Source organism: Halomonas sp. PA16-9, from assembly GCF_009728585.1.
GTDB lineage: Bacteria > Pseudomonadota > Gammaproteobacteria > Pseudomonadales > Halomonadaceae > Vreelandella > Vreelandella titanicae.
On the sequence record NZ_CP040451.1, the window covers coordinates 1620670 to 1637020 of the forward strand.

The following is a 16351-nucleotide window of genomic DNA, read 5'->3' on the forward strand; positions in this document are numbered from 1 at the left end:
CCAAAAAGCAGTGGTCGTTCGAGTTGCGCTGTTTGGCCTGCGCCAGAACAATAAGTTAGCGAACAATGTTTTTTTAATGACTGCAAAAAACCGATATTCGGGAGAGAGCCAGGCCGAAAAATTAAAGCTTTCAACCACCTTGTATGCCTTGGGGTGCTTGCATGCAGCAAACTTAATAGGCATATTACCGAAATGCTGGCTTGGGGAATTTAGCCAATTAATATTGGCTAATAGCAAAAAGCTGCTATTATCGCCTTGCGATATCGCAAAACCGCAAGCAGCAAAGTGGTGAGGTATCTGAGCTTGTGCTAACGTCTATTCGCGTGGCTCAGGACTGAAGCCCGACAACGTTGTCAAGAATGCAAGGAGTTCTATCTCAATGGCTATTACTGAACAGCAAAAAACGAACCTGTTAGGTGTTACATCTTTCATGTTCAACTTTGCCCCAGATCAAGCATCTTTCGATCGCTTTGAAGCAATTATCGATGCCGATCCCAGTTTTTATGCTTTAGGCACTGACCTGGCGCGCACCGAAGCGTACACCAGCCAGTTCTCTGAAGGCGCCACTCGTGCAGAAAAAATTGATGTGATTCTAGGCCGCTTGGGCTTGGAAGAAGGTAGCGCGGGTTACACGCGTGGTTCCGACTTCATCAATCAGCGTCTGGACGACGGCATTCCTGAAGGCCAAGTGCTGATGGAAATCGGCGAAAAACTGCTTCAAGAGACGCCGCCTGAAGGCCTGGAAGGCGCAGCAGCCGTTCTTCGCAACAAAATCGCAGTGAGCGAAGCTTATCTGGAAAGCGGCGTAGAAGGTTACAGCAGCGATACTCTGCCTACTCTTTTAGCAAACGTTACAGCTGACCAGCAGTCTGTAGACGATGCGATTGAAGCTATTGAAGCAGAAGCAGGCGAAGGCCCGGACGTTCCCAGCAACACTATCAATATCAACTTCGATAGCTCTGCTGAAAATGAAGGTAACTTCGAAGTTAATGCTGACGGCGAACTCGTGCCACAAGTGGGCGGTACTGACAATGTTCAGACTGTCGCAAACGTTGGTAAGGTCGAGTGGGATGCTGCCGGTCGTCCGGTGACTAACTCTGCTGACTACACCTTCAACCTGAGCAATCAGCTGGGTGAAGAAGAAACTTACCAAGGCTTGTTCCTGAGTCCGCTGCTGACTTCCGAGTCACGCAACACCAACTCACAGCTGTTCATCGAACTGCTGGATATCCGTGCTGCAGGTACTGCTGAGCCGCTGGGTAACCTGCCGATCGACGGTATTCGTTTCAATGTTGACGGTGAAGCGACTGTACTGCGCTCCGACGCTATCTTCGAAGCTAAAACCTACCCAGAGCTGCTGTCTGCTATCCGTGAAGCAATTGCGGATGACAGCGATCTCGCTGGTTTTACCGCAGAAATCGGTTCTAGCTTCACTGCAACCGACGGTGGTCAGCCGATCCCAGGCGCAGTAGGTAGCACCATTATCCTGACTGATGCTCAAGGTCGTGAGATTTCCGGTGGTTCTTTCACCTACAGTGATCAGGAAACTGGCGGCTTCACCCTTTACGGTGACCTGTCTACCGAAGCACCTGAGTCTGTTCGCGATCTGATCTCTACCAACCTTGATCTTGATAACGTTGGTTACGGTTCGCAAGGCGCCACTATTAACCTAGCGGGTCAGTCTAACTCCAACAAAGGTGTTGAAGAGTTCAACGTCGACGCTGAAAACGGCGTATGGCTGTCTCAACTGACTTCACGTGATACTGACAACAACGGTCAGTACCGTCAGCACCTGAAAGAGATCAACCTGACAGGCAGCGGCTTCTTTAATGTTGGCCAACAGGCTGCTACTGGTGAAGGCGTTCGTGGTGTTGCTGAACTGCTAAACGCTTGGTCTGATAATGCTAATAACTCGGTTGAGCTAGCTAATTTAGATTCCATCACTGGTCTGGTCGACGTTGAAAAATTCAACGGTTTAGACTTCGACGGTGACGTTAAGCTAAATTCTTACATCACTGAAGACGTTATTGCCCGCGATCTAGATGCTCAAGACGATGAGGCTAACCCTGCTGACGACAACGTTAACTACAACTACCAGACTGCTGGTGGTGATGACCAAATCTCTTTGGTTGTTCAGGAAGACGTGCTTCAGCGTGAAGACGCTCTGCTGAATATCAATGCAGGCAACGGTGACAACGTAGTTGAAACCGTCATTGTTGATGCAGATGGTGCGCCGGCTTCTATTGTTAACCAGCAGCTTAACCAGGACTTTGGTCAAGAGCAGGTAACAATTAGCACAGGTACCGGTGAAGACGTAGTACGTACATGGGGTGCTGGAGATGCCACCATCAGCACCGGTGCTGGTAACGATGTTATCTACGCCGACAACTCTGGTTTGATCAGCCTGGAAGATGGCTCAACACCATTAGTGACAGGTGCTACAGATATTAACGGCAATGCTATCGAGCAAGTCACTCGCTGGGAATTTAACTCCACAGCAAATGGCGCTCTGCCGACAGGCGTTTCTAACAGCGCTGTTGACCTGTCTAACGGTGCCAACGGTGTTGCTCAGACCTTTAATGCCTTCAAACTTCAGGTTCAAGTAAGCTTCAAAGGCTTTGAGTCTGTATGGGTTGATGTCCCGCACTCCGAGACCCAAACTACTGCTCTACAAGTCAATCAAGCTATTAAAGATGCGGTCAACAACGACGCAGTTCTTCAGAACCTGATTGAAGCCAATGATGGTAACGGTAATATTCTTGATATCGTTTCCCTAATTGACGAACAGCAGGGTTTGGGTAACCTAGATGACTTGAGCATTGACTTCCGTGGCCCTCTGGCTGCTGGCGCCAATAACCCGACAGGTCGTCCGCAGCTAACAGCTGATGAAAGCAATCCAACTGCTCAGCTTGGCGCTATCCAAGATATCTACAACACTGATGACATCGGTACTGCTGGTAGCACCGTTGGTGAAGTAGATGGCGTGGCAAGCTCTGTTGAGAGTGATAACGTTATCAATGCTGGTACTGGTAACGATGTCATTGTTCTCGGCACAGGTGAGTTCAGCAACGATACTGTTAAGATCGATGGCGTATTCGATCGCGACAGCATTGTTAACTTCGAGTCTGGTGACGCGACTAACACTGGCTACGACATCCTTGACTTCACCAGCCTCCTTGGCGGTGCATCTAACTTTGCTGGCGGTGTTGTTGATAACCGCGGTATTGAAATTGATACTTACGCGGGCGCTGACTATGCCCGTGATGGTGTTAACTGGGTGAACTTGAACGCAGCAGACGTTGCTGCTCGTTTTGAAGACCAAGCCAGCACAACCGTTGCTACTGATAGCGTTCTACTGGTACAAGATGGCGGTGCCACTGGTCAGTACAAAGCGTTCCACCTGTCCTCTTCTGCTAACAGTGATGACTTCGACGTCAATCTGCTGGGCATCCTGGACTTCGGTGAAACTCAGACCTTCGATGCTGCCAACTTTGCTTAATGCATAGCTGATAGCTACTCGAAAGAACCCCGGCTTTGCCGGGGGTTTTTCGTTTTAAAGAACTAATACCTCCTTTCTTTGTCTTTATCATTGTGGAAGTAGCTTGGCTGAGCCCAGTGAGGCCCAGTTGCTACGAATGCTTGTTCGTTTTTATTAAGGATATTATGTCTCGCTTTATTCCTCTTTCCAGTGACCTTCACCAAGGTAAAGGTTGGCTAAAGCCGGCTGACCACAGCTACATCGCCGGGCAAAGCGCTATTCCCTTGGTGGCTGAAGAGCTGCCCCACGCACTATCCACCATGCCTACTGGTTTTCGTCAACAGCAAGACGGCAGTTACGAGTTAGTAGCAGTTTGCTCATTAGATGAGCAGCGCAATTTATTTGTTCATCCCGATGGGCGGTGGATAGGTAGCTATCGCCCAGCTTCGGTGCGAGCCTACCCTTTCCAGCTGCTACATAATCAAGAGCAGAAACAATATGTGCTGGGGATCGATGAAGATAGCGGTCTGGTGCTTGACAACGTAGGTGACCAAGGTCACCCCTTTTTTGATGAACAAGGCCAGCCAGCAGAGCAGCTTGGTCAACTTATTAAGTTTTTAACTAAGTATGAGCAACAGCGGCGTACCACACAAAAAGCGGTCAATATTCTGTCGAGTTTAGGGCTGATTATGCCCTGGAAGATAAACATGGCCACACAAGAGGGGGCGCCACTCCAGGCTCTAGAAGGGCTCTACCGCATAGATGAACAGGCGTTAAGGGAATTGCCAGTCGATAGGTTAGATGCTCTACGCCAAGTCAGTGCTTTCCCAATCATTTACGGGCAGCTGTTTTCTCAACATCGGCTTGATGTGCTTATTCGCCTATACAGGCTTCATAAAAACTGGACTCAGCAGGATCCGTCAAAAGTCGACTTGGAGTCGCTATTTGATAGCGGTGATGACAGCATTAGTTTTGAGTTTGATGATTAATAATGGCCCCTAAATGAGGGCTGGTGGAGTGTTAGTTGCCACCTACCGTAGCCCTCTTTGGTGGCGTTATTAATTAGCTACTTTTTATAAAAATGAGCGTGCGGTATTGATCGCTCCAAGCCTGAGCAATAGTCAGACCAGAAATATTTTTACCGATGACTATGAGTTCAGTAGAATGTTGCATTTATTTTTAGGTGACGAGCGTGAAACGTAATGCCAAAACTGCCCAAAAGCGTTGTTATTGAAGGCCGCCGATTCCCAACCTGGGCGTTAGGTACAAATGCGCGTAAACAGCTCATTAATTTAAATCAGGTGGAGGCGCACATAGAAGAACTGAAGGTTCGGCTTGCCTATCAGTCCTCTGTGCGTCAGTTGTGCCAAGCGCAACTGCGCGAAGCCTTACCCCAACCGGTTGCACGCTGCCCAAAGCAAGGAAAGAGTACACTCCGCATTCGATATTTCTGGCATATTGTACCTAAGGCGTTCGCTGAGGCTACTCTCCCTTCCGACCCCTCGAAGCTCGACTTGCACACAATCAATGCAAGCAACCTGTATCGTGCTGGCGATCGTGTTTTACTGTATGTAAAAGGGTACGGGGCCGTGGGCTGGGGCGAGGTACAGGATGATGCCTCGACGGTTCAGCAATATCTATCGCTACGCCGCTGCGTGCCTTCATTATCTGCTGCGTTACCTGCTAGCGCGTTGAAGCCGTACGCTTTACGGCACCCAACACGTGTCACCCAGCGCTTGCCAGTGGGTGCTAATGTTGATGGGGTATTGAAAGCGCTGGCGTTTATCCCTTTAGAAAGTGAGTAATCACTGCCCTTGTAGCAAAGGCATCAATGGCAGTGTCAGGCGAAAGCCTTCCATCATAGCTGTTACAATGCTATATCTTTCTCGACTATTCATAAATGGAGCATTATCACATGGCGAAAGAAGATCCAAAAACGGTAACAATCGATGGTCATGAGTATAACCTTGCCGACTTATCTGAGAACGCACGTAACCAGTTGGTTAATTTACGTGTGACCGATCAGGAAGTTCAGCGGCTGAACCAACAGCTGGCAATTGCTCAAACCGCACGCACGGCTTATGCAAATGCCCTCAAGCAAGAACTGCCTGTGCAGAACACCCACTAAAATTGAATTGCTGAGCCTCTAATGTCGTTATTAGAGGCTCTAGTTTATCTTTGACATGCTGTGTAGTTTTCTCAATTCATAGCCCTTTGTCTTAGCTTCGCTGTTTTGGAAGAAGCTTGATGCGACGACTCGTCCGACTGTTCAACCGTGATGTGTTCCGGTTGTTTCGGTTTCTCATTGTTGGTGGGGCGGCTACCGTGACTCACATGCTGGTAGCCGCGTTACTTTTCGCTTACGTTCATAATCCCTCGCCCTATAGCATCAATGTTGTCGCGTTTCTGGTGGCTTTTTTGGTCTCTTTTTACGGTCATCGCCATATTACCTTCCAGACACGTGGCTCTATGCGACGCTTTCTGCTGGTGGCCGTAGGGGGGTTCTTGGTAAATAATGCCATCCTTACGGGATGCCTTGCACTCGGCATTGATGGCCTTGTCGCAGTGATTATCGCAACAGCTTGCGTGCCTGTGTTGACTTACCTCGCCTCATCGCTTTGGGCCTTTAAGACAGAAGAGAAATGATTCCTATGGAAAGCACTCTTTCCCTTATCGTACCTGTGTTTAACGAAGAAGAATCAATCGCACCATTTCTGGAAGCGATTGATCGGCATTTAGCAGAGCTTCCTGCAATCCTTGAAATCCTGTTCATCGACGATGGCTCATCAGATCGGACTATTGCGGAGATCAAGCGTGCACAACGTGTTGATCCACGGGTTCGGTATATTAAATTATCGCGTAACTTTGGCAAAGAGGCGGCAATGACGGCGGGCCTGGATCATGCTAGCGGTGATGCCGTCATACCGATGGACGTTGACCTTCAAGATCCTCCAGAACTGATCCACGAGTTCTTCAGGTTATGGCAAGAAGGGTACGATACGGTATATGGCATGCGCCGGGAGAGAAATGAAGATTCGCCAGGTAAGCGTGCTTCAGCAGGTCTATTTTATCGCATCTTTAATTGGCTTTCCCATACCGAAATCCCGGCCAATGCGGGAGATTATCGGCTGATGAATCGGCGTGTAGTCGATGCGCTTAAAAAATTGCCCGAGCGCAATCGGTTTATGAAAGGACTTTTTGCCTGGCCCGGATATCGCTCTATTGGAGTAGAATACAGCCGTCCAGCAAGGCATCTAGGCCAGACAAAGTGGAATGCCTGGAAGCTATGGAACTTTGCGCTCGACGGCCTTACTAGCTTTTCTACATGGCCGTTGCGTGTTTGGTCCTATGTGGGAATATGCATTGCGCTACTGAGCCTAGTATATATGACCTTTATTATCGCTCGTACATTGATGTTTGGGGTCGACTGGCCTGGCTACGCGTCTATCATGTCAGCTATATTATTCTTTGGTTCAGTTCAGCTTATCTCGATAGGTGTTTTAGGTGAGTATGTTGGTCGACTTTATATCGAAAGTAAGGAAAGACCTGTGTATCTGACGGATGACAGCGATGAAGATTAATGTTACGCGCAGAGGCTGTCTCTACTTGGTGCTTCTGTTGACGGCTTTGTTTATACAGGTTGCTGCTGGCCCCGCATTGAATTCTGATGATGAAATGTATGCAGCTGTCGCTAATAGTGGCGACATCTTTGCGTGGCTTGTAGACCGCTACTCGACGTGGTCTTCCCGGTCTTTAATTGACCTTGTAACGATTCTTCTGGTAACGCATACAACGCTGTGGATGCTGTTGAATGCCATCGTTATTGCAAGTATGTGCTTTGCTATTTCCTCCTTAGCTAGCAAAGATAGTCGAATTTGTTTAAATATATCTGCCTTGGTGATGGCTTGCTTCTGGCTAATCCCTGCTAACATGATGCATTGGAGTGTCTGGTGGGTAACAGGTTCCATTAATTATTTGTGGCCTGTTACGGCTTCGTTATGTTATTGGGCTGTTGTTAAGTACGGCATAATCGGTCAGAAACTAAGTGTTTCTACTATTGCTCTTGGTCTTATTCTTGCTGTTTTTAGTTCTTTTAATGAACAAGTTATGGTTGTGAACTTTGTAGTTCATTTTTTCCTCTTTTTTATATTAAGACGTGAGTATTTTTATAATAAAATGATTGGATTTGGTTTGCTGGCCAATTTTATTGGCTTTGCATTTTTTATATTGTGCGATGGAAATGCTGGAAGGATGGTTTTTTCTGCTAGGAACTACTTTCCTGAATTTTTGGACATGAGTGTTTTAGAGAAAGCATATTTTGGTATAAGTTTGGGTTTGTACCAGTTTTTCTACATTGGTAGCTGGGTTAGCATCATTTTTTGTGCCATTATAGTGTTAAGATATAATGCAAGGCTGTCTAAATATATAGCGACAGTTAGCTTGCTTTTTATTATGTTAACGTCTGGTTATATACTTGGCTATACAAGTTCTGACTTTTCCGAGTTGACAGGTAATATTGATTTTATAGGGGGGGTGTATCAAGTACCTTATCGTGAAGCATTTTCTCATGACTTTATCAGAGCAATGGTTTTTGGGATTTTTTTCTCTGGTGCGCTTACCTTTGCTCTTTTGGAGAATCTGAAGTTTAATAAGTCTAAAGTATATACGGCATTGCTATTTGTGCTTTCTTTTATACCGTCATGTATGTTGGGGTTTTCGCCCACCATGTATGTTTCTCAAGAAAGAGTGCTTTTTGCATCGGCGGCCATCATTTTGTTATTGATAGCTATCATTGCCGGTAAAACACGGTATAGCTGGCACTTGCTTGCTGCGACAAGCGTTGTCGCTTTTTTTACCTATTCTTAAAGTGTGCTTTTCCCTTGGTTAACACTAAGGGGGCCCGTTTGGTTTTGCTAGCTGCGGTGGAGGTGTTAAATCATAGTGATTGCGCTACACTAACAAATTTTTCCGCAAGCGAAAGGCTCAATGTCACCTTCTCTATTCAATGCGTTAAACTTAATAAAAGTGTTTGGTGCTGCCCTGGTAGTGGCATCGCATTACGCAAGCCAGTATTTCAATACACCGTTTTATAGCTATGGTACTGGCTGTTTTTTTGTTGTATCGGGATACTACGCACTTAATTGGGAGCGTAGCCGTGGATGGTACTATTTAGCAAAGCGGCTAACGCGTTTATACCCGGCTTTTCTAGTGGCGGTGTTGGCTTATTTATTGGTTCGGCAGGTGCCATTGGAAGAGTGGCCAGAGTTGATAGCACATCATTTGATTTTTTTGTTGGCTACCCCAGACCGCGCGACGGCATTTGCACTGAATCCTCCTTTTTGGTCGCTACCGGTTTTTTTTACTTTCTTTGCCCTGCTTGCTTTTTTACCCAGTTTTATACCTCGTTTATGGCATGTAGCCGCGTTCATGTTGATGGCAGCGGTGGCGGTTATGTTGAATGTTACTCAGTGGCGGGAAGGGTATGCGGAGTTGTGGGTGATGCCGCTACATTTGTACGCCTTCTGGTTAGGCGGGTGGCTGGGACACCAGGCCCACAAGCGAACAGTCGTGACACAGCCTTGGTGTACATGGGGAGCATTCGGTCTGGCGCTGAGCATCATCATCTGCGGGGTTTATTATCAAACCATCACTCAAACTCTATTTTGGGGTGAGAGCTTTGCCTATCGCGGGATGATGGTACTTTTATATAGTGCGCTTTTCTGGATGGTCATTCATAGCAGGTTAGCGGTGCGTGATTCATCTATATTGGCATTTTTGGGTACTATCAGCTTCGGGGTTTATTTATTTCATAATTTGCCCGTGTATTGGGTAAAAGCGTATTTTTCAGCCGAGGTGGCAGTGGTTTTCTCGCTTGGAGCTTCAATTTTGCTAGCTTGGCTGTCGTGGTATTTCGTAGAAACGCCGTTTCAACGCTGGTGCAAGCCACGTCTTGCGCGCATGCACCGTTAAGTAAAAACGGCATTATCGCCATTGAGTGGCTCCCTGTTAGCCTAGTTGCCGGTTGAGCTTACTCTTTCCGAGAAAGAGCAGGTCGGCGGTGCATTTTCCTCTGCAGATGTTTAGACGCTTTGTCGTTACCAATGCCAAGTGAGTCCAGCACTGATAAGATCCAGATCAAACGCGGGTAGGTTGTCTGTTTCACCGGCATCAAAGTAGCGGGTGTAGCGTCCGCGCAGGGAGAGCTCCTCGGTGACGCTGAACTGCACCCCTGCGCCCAGGGTGGGGGCCCATGTGTGGCGGTCATCATTGATATTTGTTGTTTGGATCGGGGCGTTAAAATTGGTCACGGTGGCATCGTAACGCCGTTCATTTTCTAAATACGCAACCCCTGCCGTGCCGAGCAGCGATACGTGGGACGTTAGCGGCCACTGGCCTACTAGCTGTGCTCCTAAGCCACTCAGTTTGACGGCTTCGGTGGCATTTAGCTGCGCGGAGGCACCTTGTCCGTTGGTGCCATTCAGGTTCATGGTAGCTTGGTAGTCACCAAGGTCTTCGTAGTAGAACTCGACGGCAAATTGTTTGCTGAGCGCATAGCCTACCCCCAGTCGCCACAGGGTATCGCTGTCGTCGCTATTCACTTGGGCGCTGCTGGCAGTGGGGGAGGCCAGCCAGGCCGTAGCGGCGCGGTCAAAGGGTTGAGTGGAGAGGTCTGCGTAGCTTTTGCCGCCTTCCAGCAATAGGTAGCCGCTGGCATGCGCTTGGCCAACGGCTACACCACAAGTGATGCCTGCGAGCCAAGTAATACGAGGTAGGTTGCGTAACAAAGTAAGCGTTTTTTGCATGAGAGGTTTCCTTAGCATGTTAGCCCAGCTCGTTCCAGATCCAAAAAAATCTTCTAGGCCAGGGGTTTGCGGGTTGAAAGGCGCTGCTGGTTCGGGTGGGGCTGGTTCAGGTTCAGTTGGCGGCTCCGGTGGAGGCGTTGCCGTTTGGCGAAACCCCAGGGCGCCTGGATCAACGATCACACCATCGGCGATGCCGTCACTATCAAATTCGCCGCCATCTTGCAGTATAAAGTCGAGCCGCAGTTTGCCATCTAGCTGCTCTAGGCCGCCCCGAAGGCTTCACTGGCGAGGTTGACCCATTCTCCGGCAGCATTTTGTTTCCAGTAGCCATTGATTTCCAGGTCGCCATCTACGAATAGGCTAAACTCACTGATGCCGCCGATAGTGTCAGTTTCAGCCTCGAACGAGAGTAGCCCCAACGGCATATCAAGGTCGTCTGGCCTATCTTCCGGCGCATCCAACTGGCGAATATTGCGTAACACCAGCTCACTAGTGCTATCAATCGTATTATTGGCGGCCAGTGTGATAAATATTTCAGGGGCTCCGGCCGGATTCGTGATCGCGGTCGGTGAATTTAAAAACGGTAGCGAGGAAACGTTATCCTGCTCAACATCAGCGATGCTATCGCCATTGCCGTCGCCAGTTCCTTCGCCTAAAGAAGGTACGCGAGCTTCGTCATTGTCGGACACGCCGTCATTATCGCTATCTGGCTCGGGTTCAGGCTCAGGTTCTGGCTCGGGTTCAGGTTCTGGCTCAGGTTCTGGCTCAGGTTCGGGCTCAGGCTCGGGCTCCGGCACCGGTGCTGCTTCCACTGTAAGGGTCAAAGTGCCGGAGACACTTTCCACACCATCCTCGCCGCCATCAGCCAGGGTAAAGTCAAAGCTGGCATTGCCCGCACTGCTGCCCGCGGTAAATGTCACCAAGCCATTGTCGATGTCTTGTTGGGTAAACGTCTCTCTCGCGGCTAAGGCGGTACCATCGAGCAATAACGTACCGGACGTTGGCAGGGTGTTCAGTGTATAAGTGAGCTCATCGCCAGCATCATCCGGATCGCCTTCATTCAGGTTGGCCGTCGTTAATGTGACGCTACGGCCGGCTTTTACGCTGGGGCCCGCGTTGGTGGCGATGGTAGGTGCATTATTGACGCCTTCCACTGTCACGCTAAGGGTGGACGTGCTGGTATTGCCTGCGGTGTCTTGAATGTCGACGGTGACATCGGTGGTAAGCGTGTCACCGTGGGCAAGGCCTTCAAACTCACCATTGGGGTCGAAGCTAGCCGTGCCATCGGCTTCGATAATAAAGCGCCCGCCGTTGCTGCCCGCCACCGCGCTACTCAGGGCATCGGCACGGTCATTCACAGCGGTGATAGGGGCCGTGTCGTCTGCGCCTGTGTCGTTATCGGTGAGCTTATCGCCGGCTCCGTTAACGTTGGTCAGCAGGGCCTCCCCCGCGTCTTCACGTACCGTGGCCGTTGTATCGTCATTGGCGGTGGGCGCGGTGTTATCCAGGGTTAGCGCAAGACCCGCTGATGCGCTGCTGGTATTACCTGCGCTATCGCCAACCAGCGTATCGATCGTGTTGAGGCCTTCGCTCAGGTCGCCTTCGGCCAAGGTGAAGGCCCAGTCACCGCTGCCATTGGCGGTGGCGCTACCCACGCTGATGCCGTCGACACGTACCGTCACGGTAGCGCCTGCCTCGGCCCCGGTGCCGATGAGGGTGGGTGTATTGTTATTGGTGATATTGTCGTTATCGCTCACACCGCTATCGGAATCAGCCGCTAATGTGGGTGCTGGGGTAGCCGCGGGCGAGTTAGCATCAACCACCAACTCAGCGCTGTCGGCCAGATTTTGACTGCCGGGCAGCGTATCAAGGTCCGCCGCTACGCCGTTATCGTGGGCGACCAGCGTGGCACCGCCGGTCAGGGTTAGCGAGGCGACGTTAAGCCCATCGGTGTCCGTCTCACCCTCTTGCACCGTATAACGGCCACTAAACTGCATTTGGTTAGCGGCGTCGCTATTGGTGAGAAGGATCGTTGCGCCGGTGTTGAGTGTAGCCGTTAGCGCGCCGCCGTTGGCAGTAAAGTCGACCGCTTTATCGAACGTCACGGTGATATCAATGCTGCTGCCCACCGCAAAGGTGCCATCGGCGGTGGGCGAGGTAATCGCCTGAATCGCCGGGCTGGTGGCGGTCACCACACTGAAGAGGTCGTTTTGCGTTACGGCGGCAAGCGTATTGCCCGCCGCATCCTGAGCATCGCTGACTCGCACATCCACGTTATTGATCACTTCATTGGCATCGGCAGTGTCAAAGGTGGCGATATAGGTCGTGGCATCCGTCCAACTGCCGGTGTTAAAGGTAAGAGTGTTGCTGGGATCTTCCGTTGGGAAGGTGATCGTGGGCGCGACGCCAGTATTCATCGCTTCGTTGAAGTTCAGCGTCAGGGTAAAACCGCCACTGCCGATCTGGTCGTCAGTAATGGTGGCGAGCGACGGTACAATAGCGCCATCCAGGGTGGGGCGAGCCGCGTCGATGACATCAGCACTCTGGCTGATAGCAGTGGTGTAAGCAGTGGAGCTATTGCCTGCCGCATCGGATAGCACAAAGTTAACGGGAATATCGTCGCCGAGGGCGCGGGAGGTATCCCCCTCCTGTACCGTGTAAGTGGCGGTATAGCTGCCGCCGCCCTGATCGGTAAAATCGCTGACCGCTACCCCGTTCACCGTACCGGCGTCCAGCGACAAGCCTGGCTCTCCCGCGGTAATAGCGACGGTCACGGTATCGCCGATTTTATGACTGCTATCCGGTATAGAAACGCTGGTGATGACGGGCGCTACGGCATCAATGACGATGTCTTTGTTGGCGCTGAGCGAGTTGGCAGTCCCCGGTGTGGGCAGGGTGAGCTCGCTGTCGTTGCCTGCTGCATCGCGAATTGAGCCGCCATTGAGGATGATTCCAGCGTTGGTCAGCGCCAGATCACTGGACTCATCCCCCGCCTGGACGGTATACGCAAACGTCAGCTCGTCGGTACCTGAGCCAGCCACGTAATCTATGGTGCGATCCGTTGCCCCGGTTTCCAGCGTCAACTGCGGTGTACCGCTGACCGTCACGGCTTCGCTGAACGCTAGGGTGATGTTAACGGTGTCGCCCGCTTTATAAGTACCGTTGGCATTCGTCGAGGTGACATTGGTTACACTCGGGTTCATCACGTCAACGGTATGTGCAGTGCCGCTGGAGAAGCCCTCCGAGGCATTGCCTGCACCATCATTGATGTCGGTGCCGTCATTCAGGTCAAGGCGCAAGTCGCCTTCGCCAGTAATGGTATCCACAGTGACGGTGTAGCTACTGCCGGAGCCTGAAATGGAGGCGATATTACCCGAAGCGTTGCCGGTGGTGTTGAGTAGGAAGTCATCGATAGAAACATCGTCGACGTCTTCGCTAAAGGTAACGGTGTAATCCACTGAGGAAGCATTGGCCGCAGGTGAACCACTGGGCGCAATACTCGTAATGCTAGGGGCGATGGCATCGATCACAATATCTTTATTGCTACTCAAAGAGTTAGCATCGCCTGAGGGGGCAGGGCCAACACCGTGTCGTTACCTGCCGAGTCCTTTATAGAGCCGCCATTGAGCAGGATCTCGCTGCCCGCCAGCGCCAGATCGCTGGTTTCATCGCCTGCTTGAACGGTATACGCAAACGTCAGCGTGTTTGTACCGGAGCCCGCCGTGTAATCAATGACTCGGTCAGTTGCCCCGGTTTCCAGCGTTAGCTGCGGCGTCCCGGTTACGGTCACAACTTCACTAAAGGTCAGCGTAATATCAACGGTGTCACCCGCTTTATAAGTCCCGTCGGCCGTCGGCGAAGTGACGTTGGTGACGCTCGGCTTGACCAGATCAACGCTGTGAGCCGTACCGCTGGTGTAGCCTGCCGGGCATTGGTCGCCCCATCGTCGATATCGGTGCCACTGTTAAGATCCAGGCGCAGGTCGCCTTCACCGCTAATACCGGTAACGCTGACCGTATAGCTGTCACCGCTGCCAGCAACCGCACTAATAGTGCCAGAGGCGGTACCGGTAGAGGTGAGGGTAAAATCGCCGGCGTCAACATTGTTGACGCTTTCGCTAAAGGTAACGGTGAAATCCATTGAGGTCGCGTTGGCACCGGGCGAGCCGCTGGGGGCAATACTGGTAACGCTAGGGGCCACGTCATCGACCACATTAATAGTAATATTTTCCGTCGAGGGGGTCGTACCATCGGTGGCTTGTACGCTGAGCGTATAGGTACCGGTCACACTGGCGTCGAGCTGGCTGGTATCGCTCAGGGTGATCTCGCCCGTGGAGTCATCGATAGTGAAGGCGTTGCCAGTGTTGCCGGACTTGATGGAGTAGTTCACTGGATCGTCGCCCGTGGTAGCGACAGTGCCCAGTACCGTGCTGTTATCATCGCTCTCTTTAACGCTAAAGACTTGGCCGGTGGTGATGGCCGGGGCGATATCGTTGACGGAAATGGTGATGTCTTGAGTAGCCGTGTTGTTGCTGCTTTCACCGTCATCGGCCTGGATAGTAAGGGTGTAGCTTGCGGTGGCTTCATAGTCGAGTGCGTCAGGATCCGCTAGACGAATCTCGCCGTTATTGCTATCGATCTCAAACGCGCCGTCGACGTTGCCAGCGGTGATCGAGTAGGTGACAGAGTCGGTTCCACTGCTATCGCCATCGTTGGCATTGACATCGTGGATGACGGAGGTGGTATCAGTGGACGTTTCGTCGACGACCAGGCCGCCTGGATCCGTATTTTCAAAAACGGGATTATTATTCGTGACAGCCGGTGACGCGACAAGGTCATCCATTTCGAGCACGGCGACGTCGCTAAATGTAATCCTGACTTCATCAACGTTGTCGTAGCCAGACTGAAAATCTATCGCGCCATAAGCACCACCCGCTGTAGTTTCGTTGTAGGTGTAGTGGGCGTCTCCTTGTGTATCGGAAGCTGTAAAGTCAAGTGATTCAGCAGAAGTTACTGCGGCACCGTCACGGAACCCTTGAATCGTTGCCACGGGATTAGTGTCAGTTGTTGTCTCAGATATGCCAATGGCAACGGAGCCAAGATCGAATTCAGACCCATCGGTCGAAGAAAAGGTGAATTGACGAATATTTGGATTCTCAAAGTTCATCCAAATTACTCGGTCATTAGGATCCCCTGAATTATTCAAGTTGAGCGTGAAGTCTGAAGAGTTGGGGGTAGCTATCCTATCAGCACCATCCATTGCAAACGTCCAATCTCCAATGTTTATTGATGTAACAGGACTTTCATTGATAAGGCCTACATCATCAAAATTCTCATTGGATATTGCCAAGGTCGACTGAAATAGCCCCGGCGCGGGTGTAAAAACGGCTGTTTCTATCAGGCCTGTTTGTTGTTCCAGATCCCAATCCCCGCCAAGGTTGCTGGCCCCGGTTAGATCATCGGAAGCTGCTACGTCCGCCCCGGTTACCCGTGCTAGCGCCTCTACAAACCGCTGCCCTTGCTCGCCCCGCCAACATCACAGCCATAAATAAGGATGTCTCCGCCTGGCTCTAATGCATCGCCCCATTGTTCCAGGAAGCTGGCATAACTCGGCAGCGTCTCGCTATCCAGTGTGCTATTGCCCAACGCTAGGCGCCCTTCGTTGCCGTGGGAAACGAGGTGAATCGCATCAACCCCGCTGCGTTGTGCCAACGCTTGGGCGATTTGTTCAACGCCGTTAGCGCTGGGGTCTAACAGTATGACCTCGGTATCGTCAGTCACGCCGTTAAGCAGTGTTTGATAATCGTCAACTCGGGGGTCGACGAAGATAACTTCGTTACGACCAGTCGATTGGCTTGGGTGCGTTTGGTGAGTGGGAGTATTCATAAAGAGTACACTCTTTAAGTTGTGTAGAGATTTGGTTATATGGTTGTCTAGGTTTTTTCTACGTCTTTTTTATATCGCTTTTCTAGACGGCTTTTCTTATACGGCGTCGACCCGGTAGTAGGCGGGTGGCAGGCCAGAGACGCCGCCGCCAATGATAGCGACCCGAAGCGCTGTAATACTTATCT

Annotated in this window: 12 protein-coding genes and 2 pseudogenes; 8 read left to right on the top strand and 6 right to left on the bottom strand. The window is 50.8% G+C overall.

All coding sequences use genetic code 11. The annotated features are described in order from the left end of the window. The first annotated feature begins 379 nt into the window (after window positions 1-379). The 8 genes from FDY98_RS07520 (at window position 380) to FDY98_RS07555 (ending at window position 9448) form a co-directional block, all read left to right on the top strand. A complete protein-coding gene (locus tag FDY98_RS07520; protein WP_027959615.1) occupies window positions 380-3499 on the top strand; it encodes a hypothetical protein in 3120 nt (1039 codons plus the stop codon). A 164-nt stretch (window positions 3500-3663) separates the two neighbouring features. Next, entirely contained in the window at window positions 3664-4467 is an 804-nt protein-coding gene (locus FDY98_RS07525) for a SapC family protein (protein ID WP_155705740.1), read from the top strand. Window positions 4468-4680: 213 nt separating this feature from the next. Beyond that, window positions 4681-5283 (top strand): hypothetical protein, encoded by a 603-nt coding sequence (locus FDY98_RS07530; protein ID WP_027959614.1) that lies wholly within the window; start codon window positions 4681-4683, stop codon window positions 5281-5283. A gap of 110 nt (window positions 5284-5393) precedes the next feature. Next, window positions 5394-5606, top strand: coding sequence for a DUF6447 family protein (locus tag FDY98_RS07535; protein WP_027959613.1), 213 nt, complete (start codon window positions 5394-5396; stop codon window positions 5604-5606). Between the two features lie 119 nt (window positions 5607-5725). Next, entirely contained in the window at window positions 5726-6124 is a 399-nt protein-coding gene (locus FDY98_RS07540) for a GtrA family protein (RefSeq protein ID WP_051430539.1), read from the top strand. Window positions 6125-6129: 5 nt separating this feature from the next. Continuing rightward, window positions 6130-7059 carry a glycosyltransferase family 2 protein gene (locus FDY98_RS07545; protein WP_051430573.1) on the top strand — a complete coding sequence of 310 codons (930 nt, stop codon included), beginning with the start codon at window positions 6130-6132 and terminating at the stop codon, window positions 7057-7059. Beyond that, window positions 7049-8344, top strand: a complete 1296-nt coding sequence (locus FDY98_RS07550; protein ID WP_027959611.1) for a DUF6056 family protein — start codon at window positions 7049-7051, stop codon at window positions 8342-8344. Before FDY98_RS07545 ends, FDY98_RS07550 begins: the two co-directional genes overlap by 11 nt. A 120-nt stretch (window positions 8345-8464) precedes the next feature. After that, window positions 8465-9448: an acyltransferase family protein gene (locus FDY98_RS07555; RefSeq protein ID WP_027959610.1), complete on the top strand. Its 984-nt coding sequence runs from the start codon at window positions 8465-8467 to the stop codon at window positions 9446-9448. Between the two features lie 125 nt (window positions 9449-9573). On the opposite strand, the gene FDY98_RS07560 is transcribed toward FDY98_RS07555, so the two are convergent. The 6 genes and pseudogenes from FDY98_RS07560 to FDY98_RS07585 form a co-directional block, all read right to left on the bottom strand. Continuing rightward, window positions 9574-10281, bottom strand: coding sequence for an outer membrane protein (locus FDY98_RS07560; protein WP_027959609.1), 708 nt, complete (start codon window positions 10279-10281; stop codon window positions 9574-9576). 198 nt (window positions 10282-10479) lie between these two features. Continuing rightward, window positions 10480-10524 (bottom strand): annotated as a pseudogene (locus FDY98_RS29375) (hypothetical protein); the annotation flags it as partial. A gap of 17 nt (window positions 10525-10541) precedes the next feature. Continuing rightward, window positions 10542-13832, bottom strand: coding sequence for an Ig-like domain-containing protein (locus FDY98_RS07565; protein ID WP_155705741.1), 3291 nt, complete (start codon window positions 13830-13832; stop codon window positions 10542-10544). Beyond that, on the bottom strand, window positions 13829-14071 hold the full coding sequence (locus FDY98_RS07570) for a hypothetical protein (RefSeq protein ID WP_155705742.1): 243 nt from the start codon (window positions 14069-14071) through the stop codon (window positions 13829-13831). The genes FDY98_RS07565 and FDY98_RS07570 overlap by 4 nt, the downstream gene beginning before the upstream one ends. 14 nt (window positions 14072-14085) lie before the next feature. Next, on the bottom strand, window positions 14086-15447 hold the full coding sequence (locus FDY98_RS07575) for a cadherin domain-containing protein (protein ID WP_196518199.1): 1362 nt from the start codon (window positions 15445-15447) through the stop codon (window positions 14086-14088). A 273-nt stretch (window positions 15448-15720) separates the two neighbouring features. Continuing rightward, window positions 15721-16166: pseudogene (locus FDY98_RS07585) on the bottom strand (DUF4347 domain-containing protein); the annotation flags it as partial. Between the last annotated feature and the right edge of the window lie 185 nt (window positions 16167-16351).

Excerpts from the sequence above, each read along its gene's own strand:
- FDY98_RS07520 (WP_027959615.1), top strand. The coding sequence starts at position 380 with ATGGCTATTACTGAACAGCAAAAAACGAACCTGTTAGGTGTTACATCT.
- FDY98_RS07525 (WP_155705740.1), top strand. The coding sequence starts at position 3,664 with ATGTCTCGCTTTATTCCTCTTTCCAGTGACCTTCACCAAGGTAAAGGT.
- FDY98_RS07530 (WP_027959614.1), top strand. The coding sequence starts at position 4,681 with ATGCCAAAACTGCCCAAAAGCGTTGTTATTGAAGGCCGCCGATTCCCA.
- FDY98_RS07535 (WP_027959613.1), top strand. The coding sequence starts at position 5,394 with ATGGCGAAAGAAGATCCAAAAACGGTAACAATCGATGGTCATGAGTAT.
- FDY98_RS07540 (WP_051430539.1), top strand. The coding sequence starts at position 5,726 with ATGCGACGACTCGTCCGACTGTTCAACCGTGATGTGTTCCGGTTGTTT.
- FDY98_RS07545 (WP_051430573.1), top strand. The coding sequence starts at position 6,130 with ATGGAAAGCACTCTTTCCCTTATCGTACCTGTGTTTAACGAAGAAGAA.
- FDY98_RS07550 (WP_027959611.1), top strand. The coding sequence starts at position 7,049 with ATGAAGATTAATGTTACGCGCAGAGGCTGTCTCTACTTGGTGCTTCTG.
- FDY98_RS07555 (WP_027959610.1), top strand. The coding sequence starts at position 8,465 with ATGTCACCTTCTCTATTCAATGCGTTAAACTTAATAAAAGTGTTTGGT.
- FDY98_RS07560 (WP_027959609.1), bottom strand. The coding sequence starts at position 10,281 with ATGCAAAAAACGCTTACTTTGTTACGCAACCTACCTCGTATTACTTGG.
- FDY98_RS07575 (WP_196518199.1), bottom strand. The coding sequence starts at position 15,447 with ATGAACTTTGAGAATCCAAATATTCGTCAATTCACCTTTTCTTCGACC.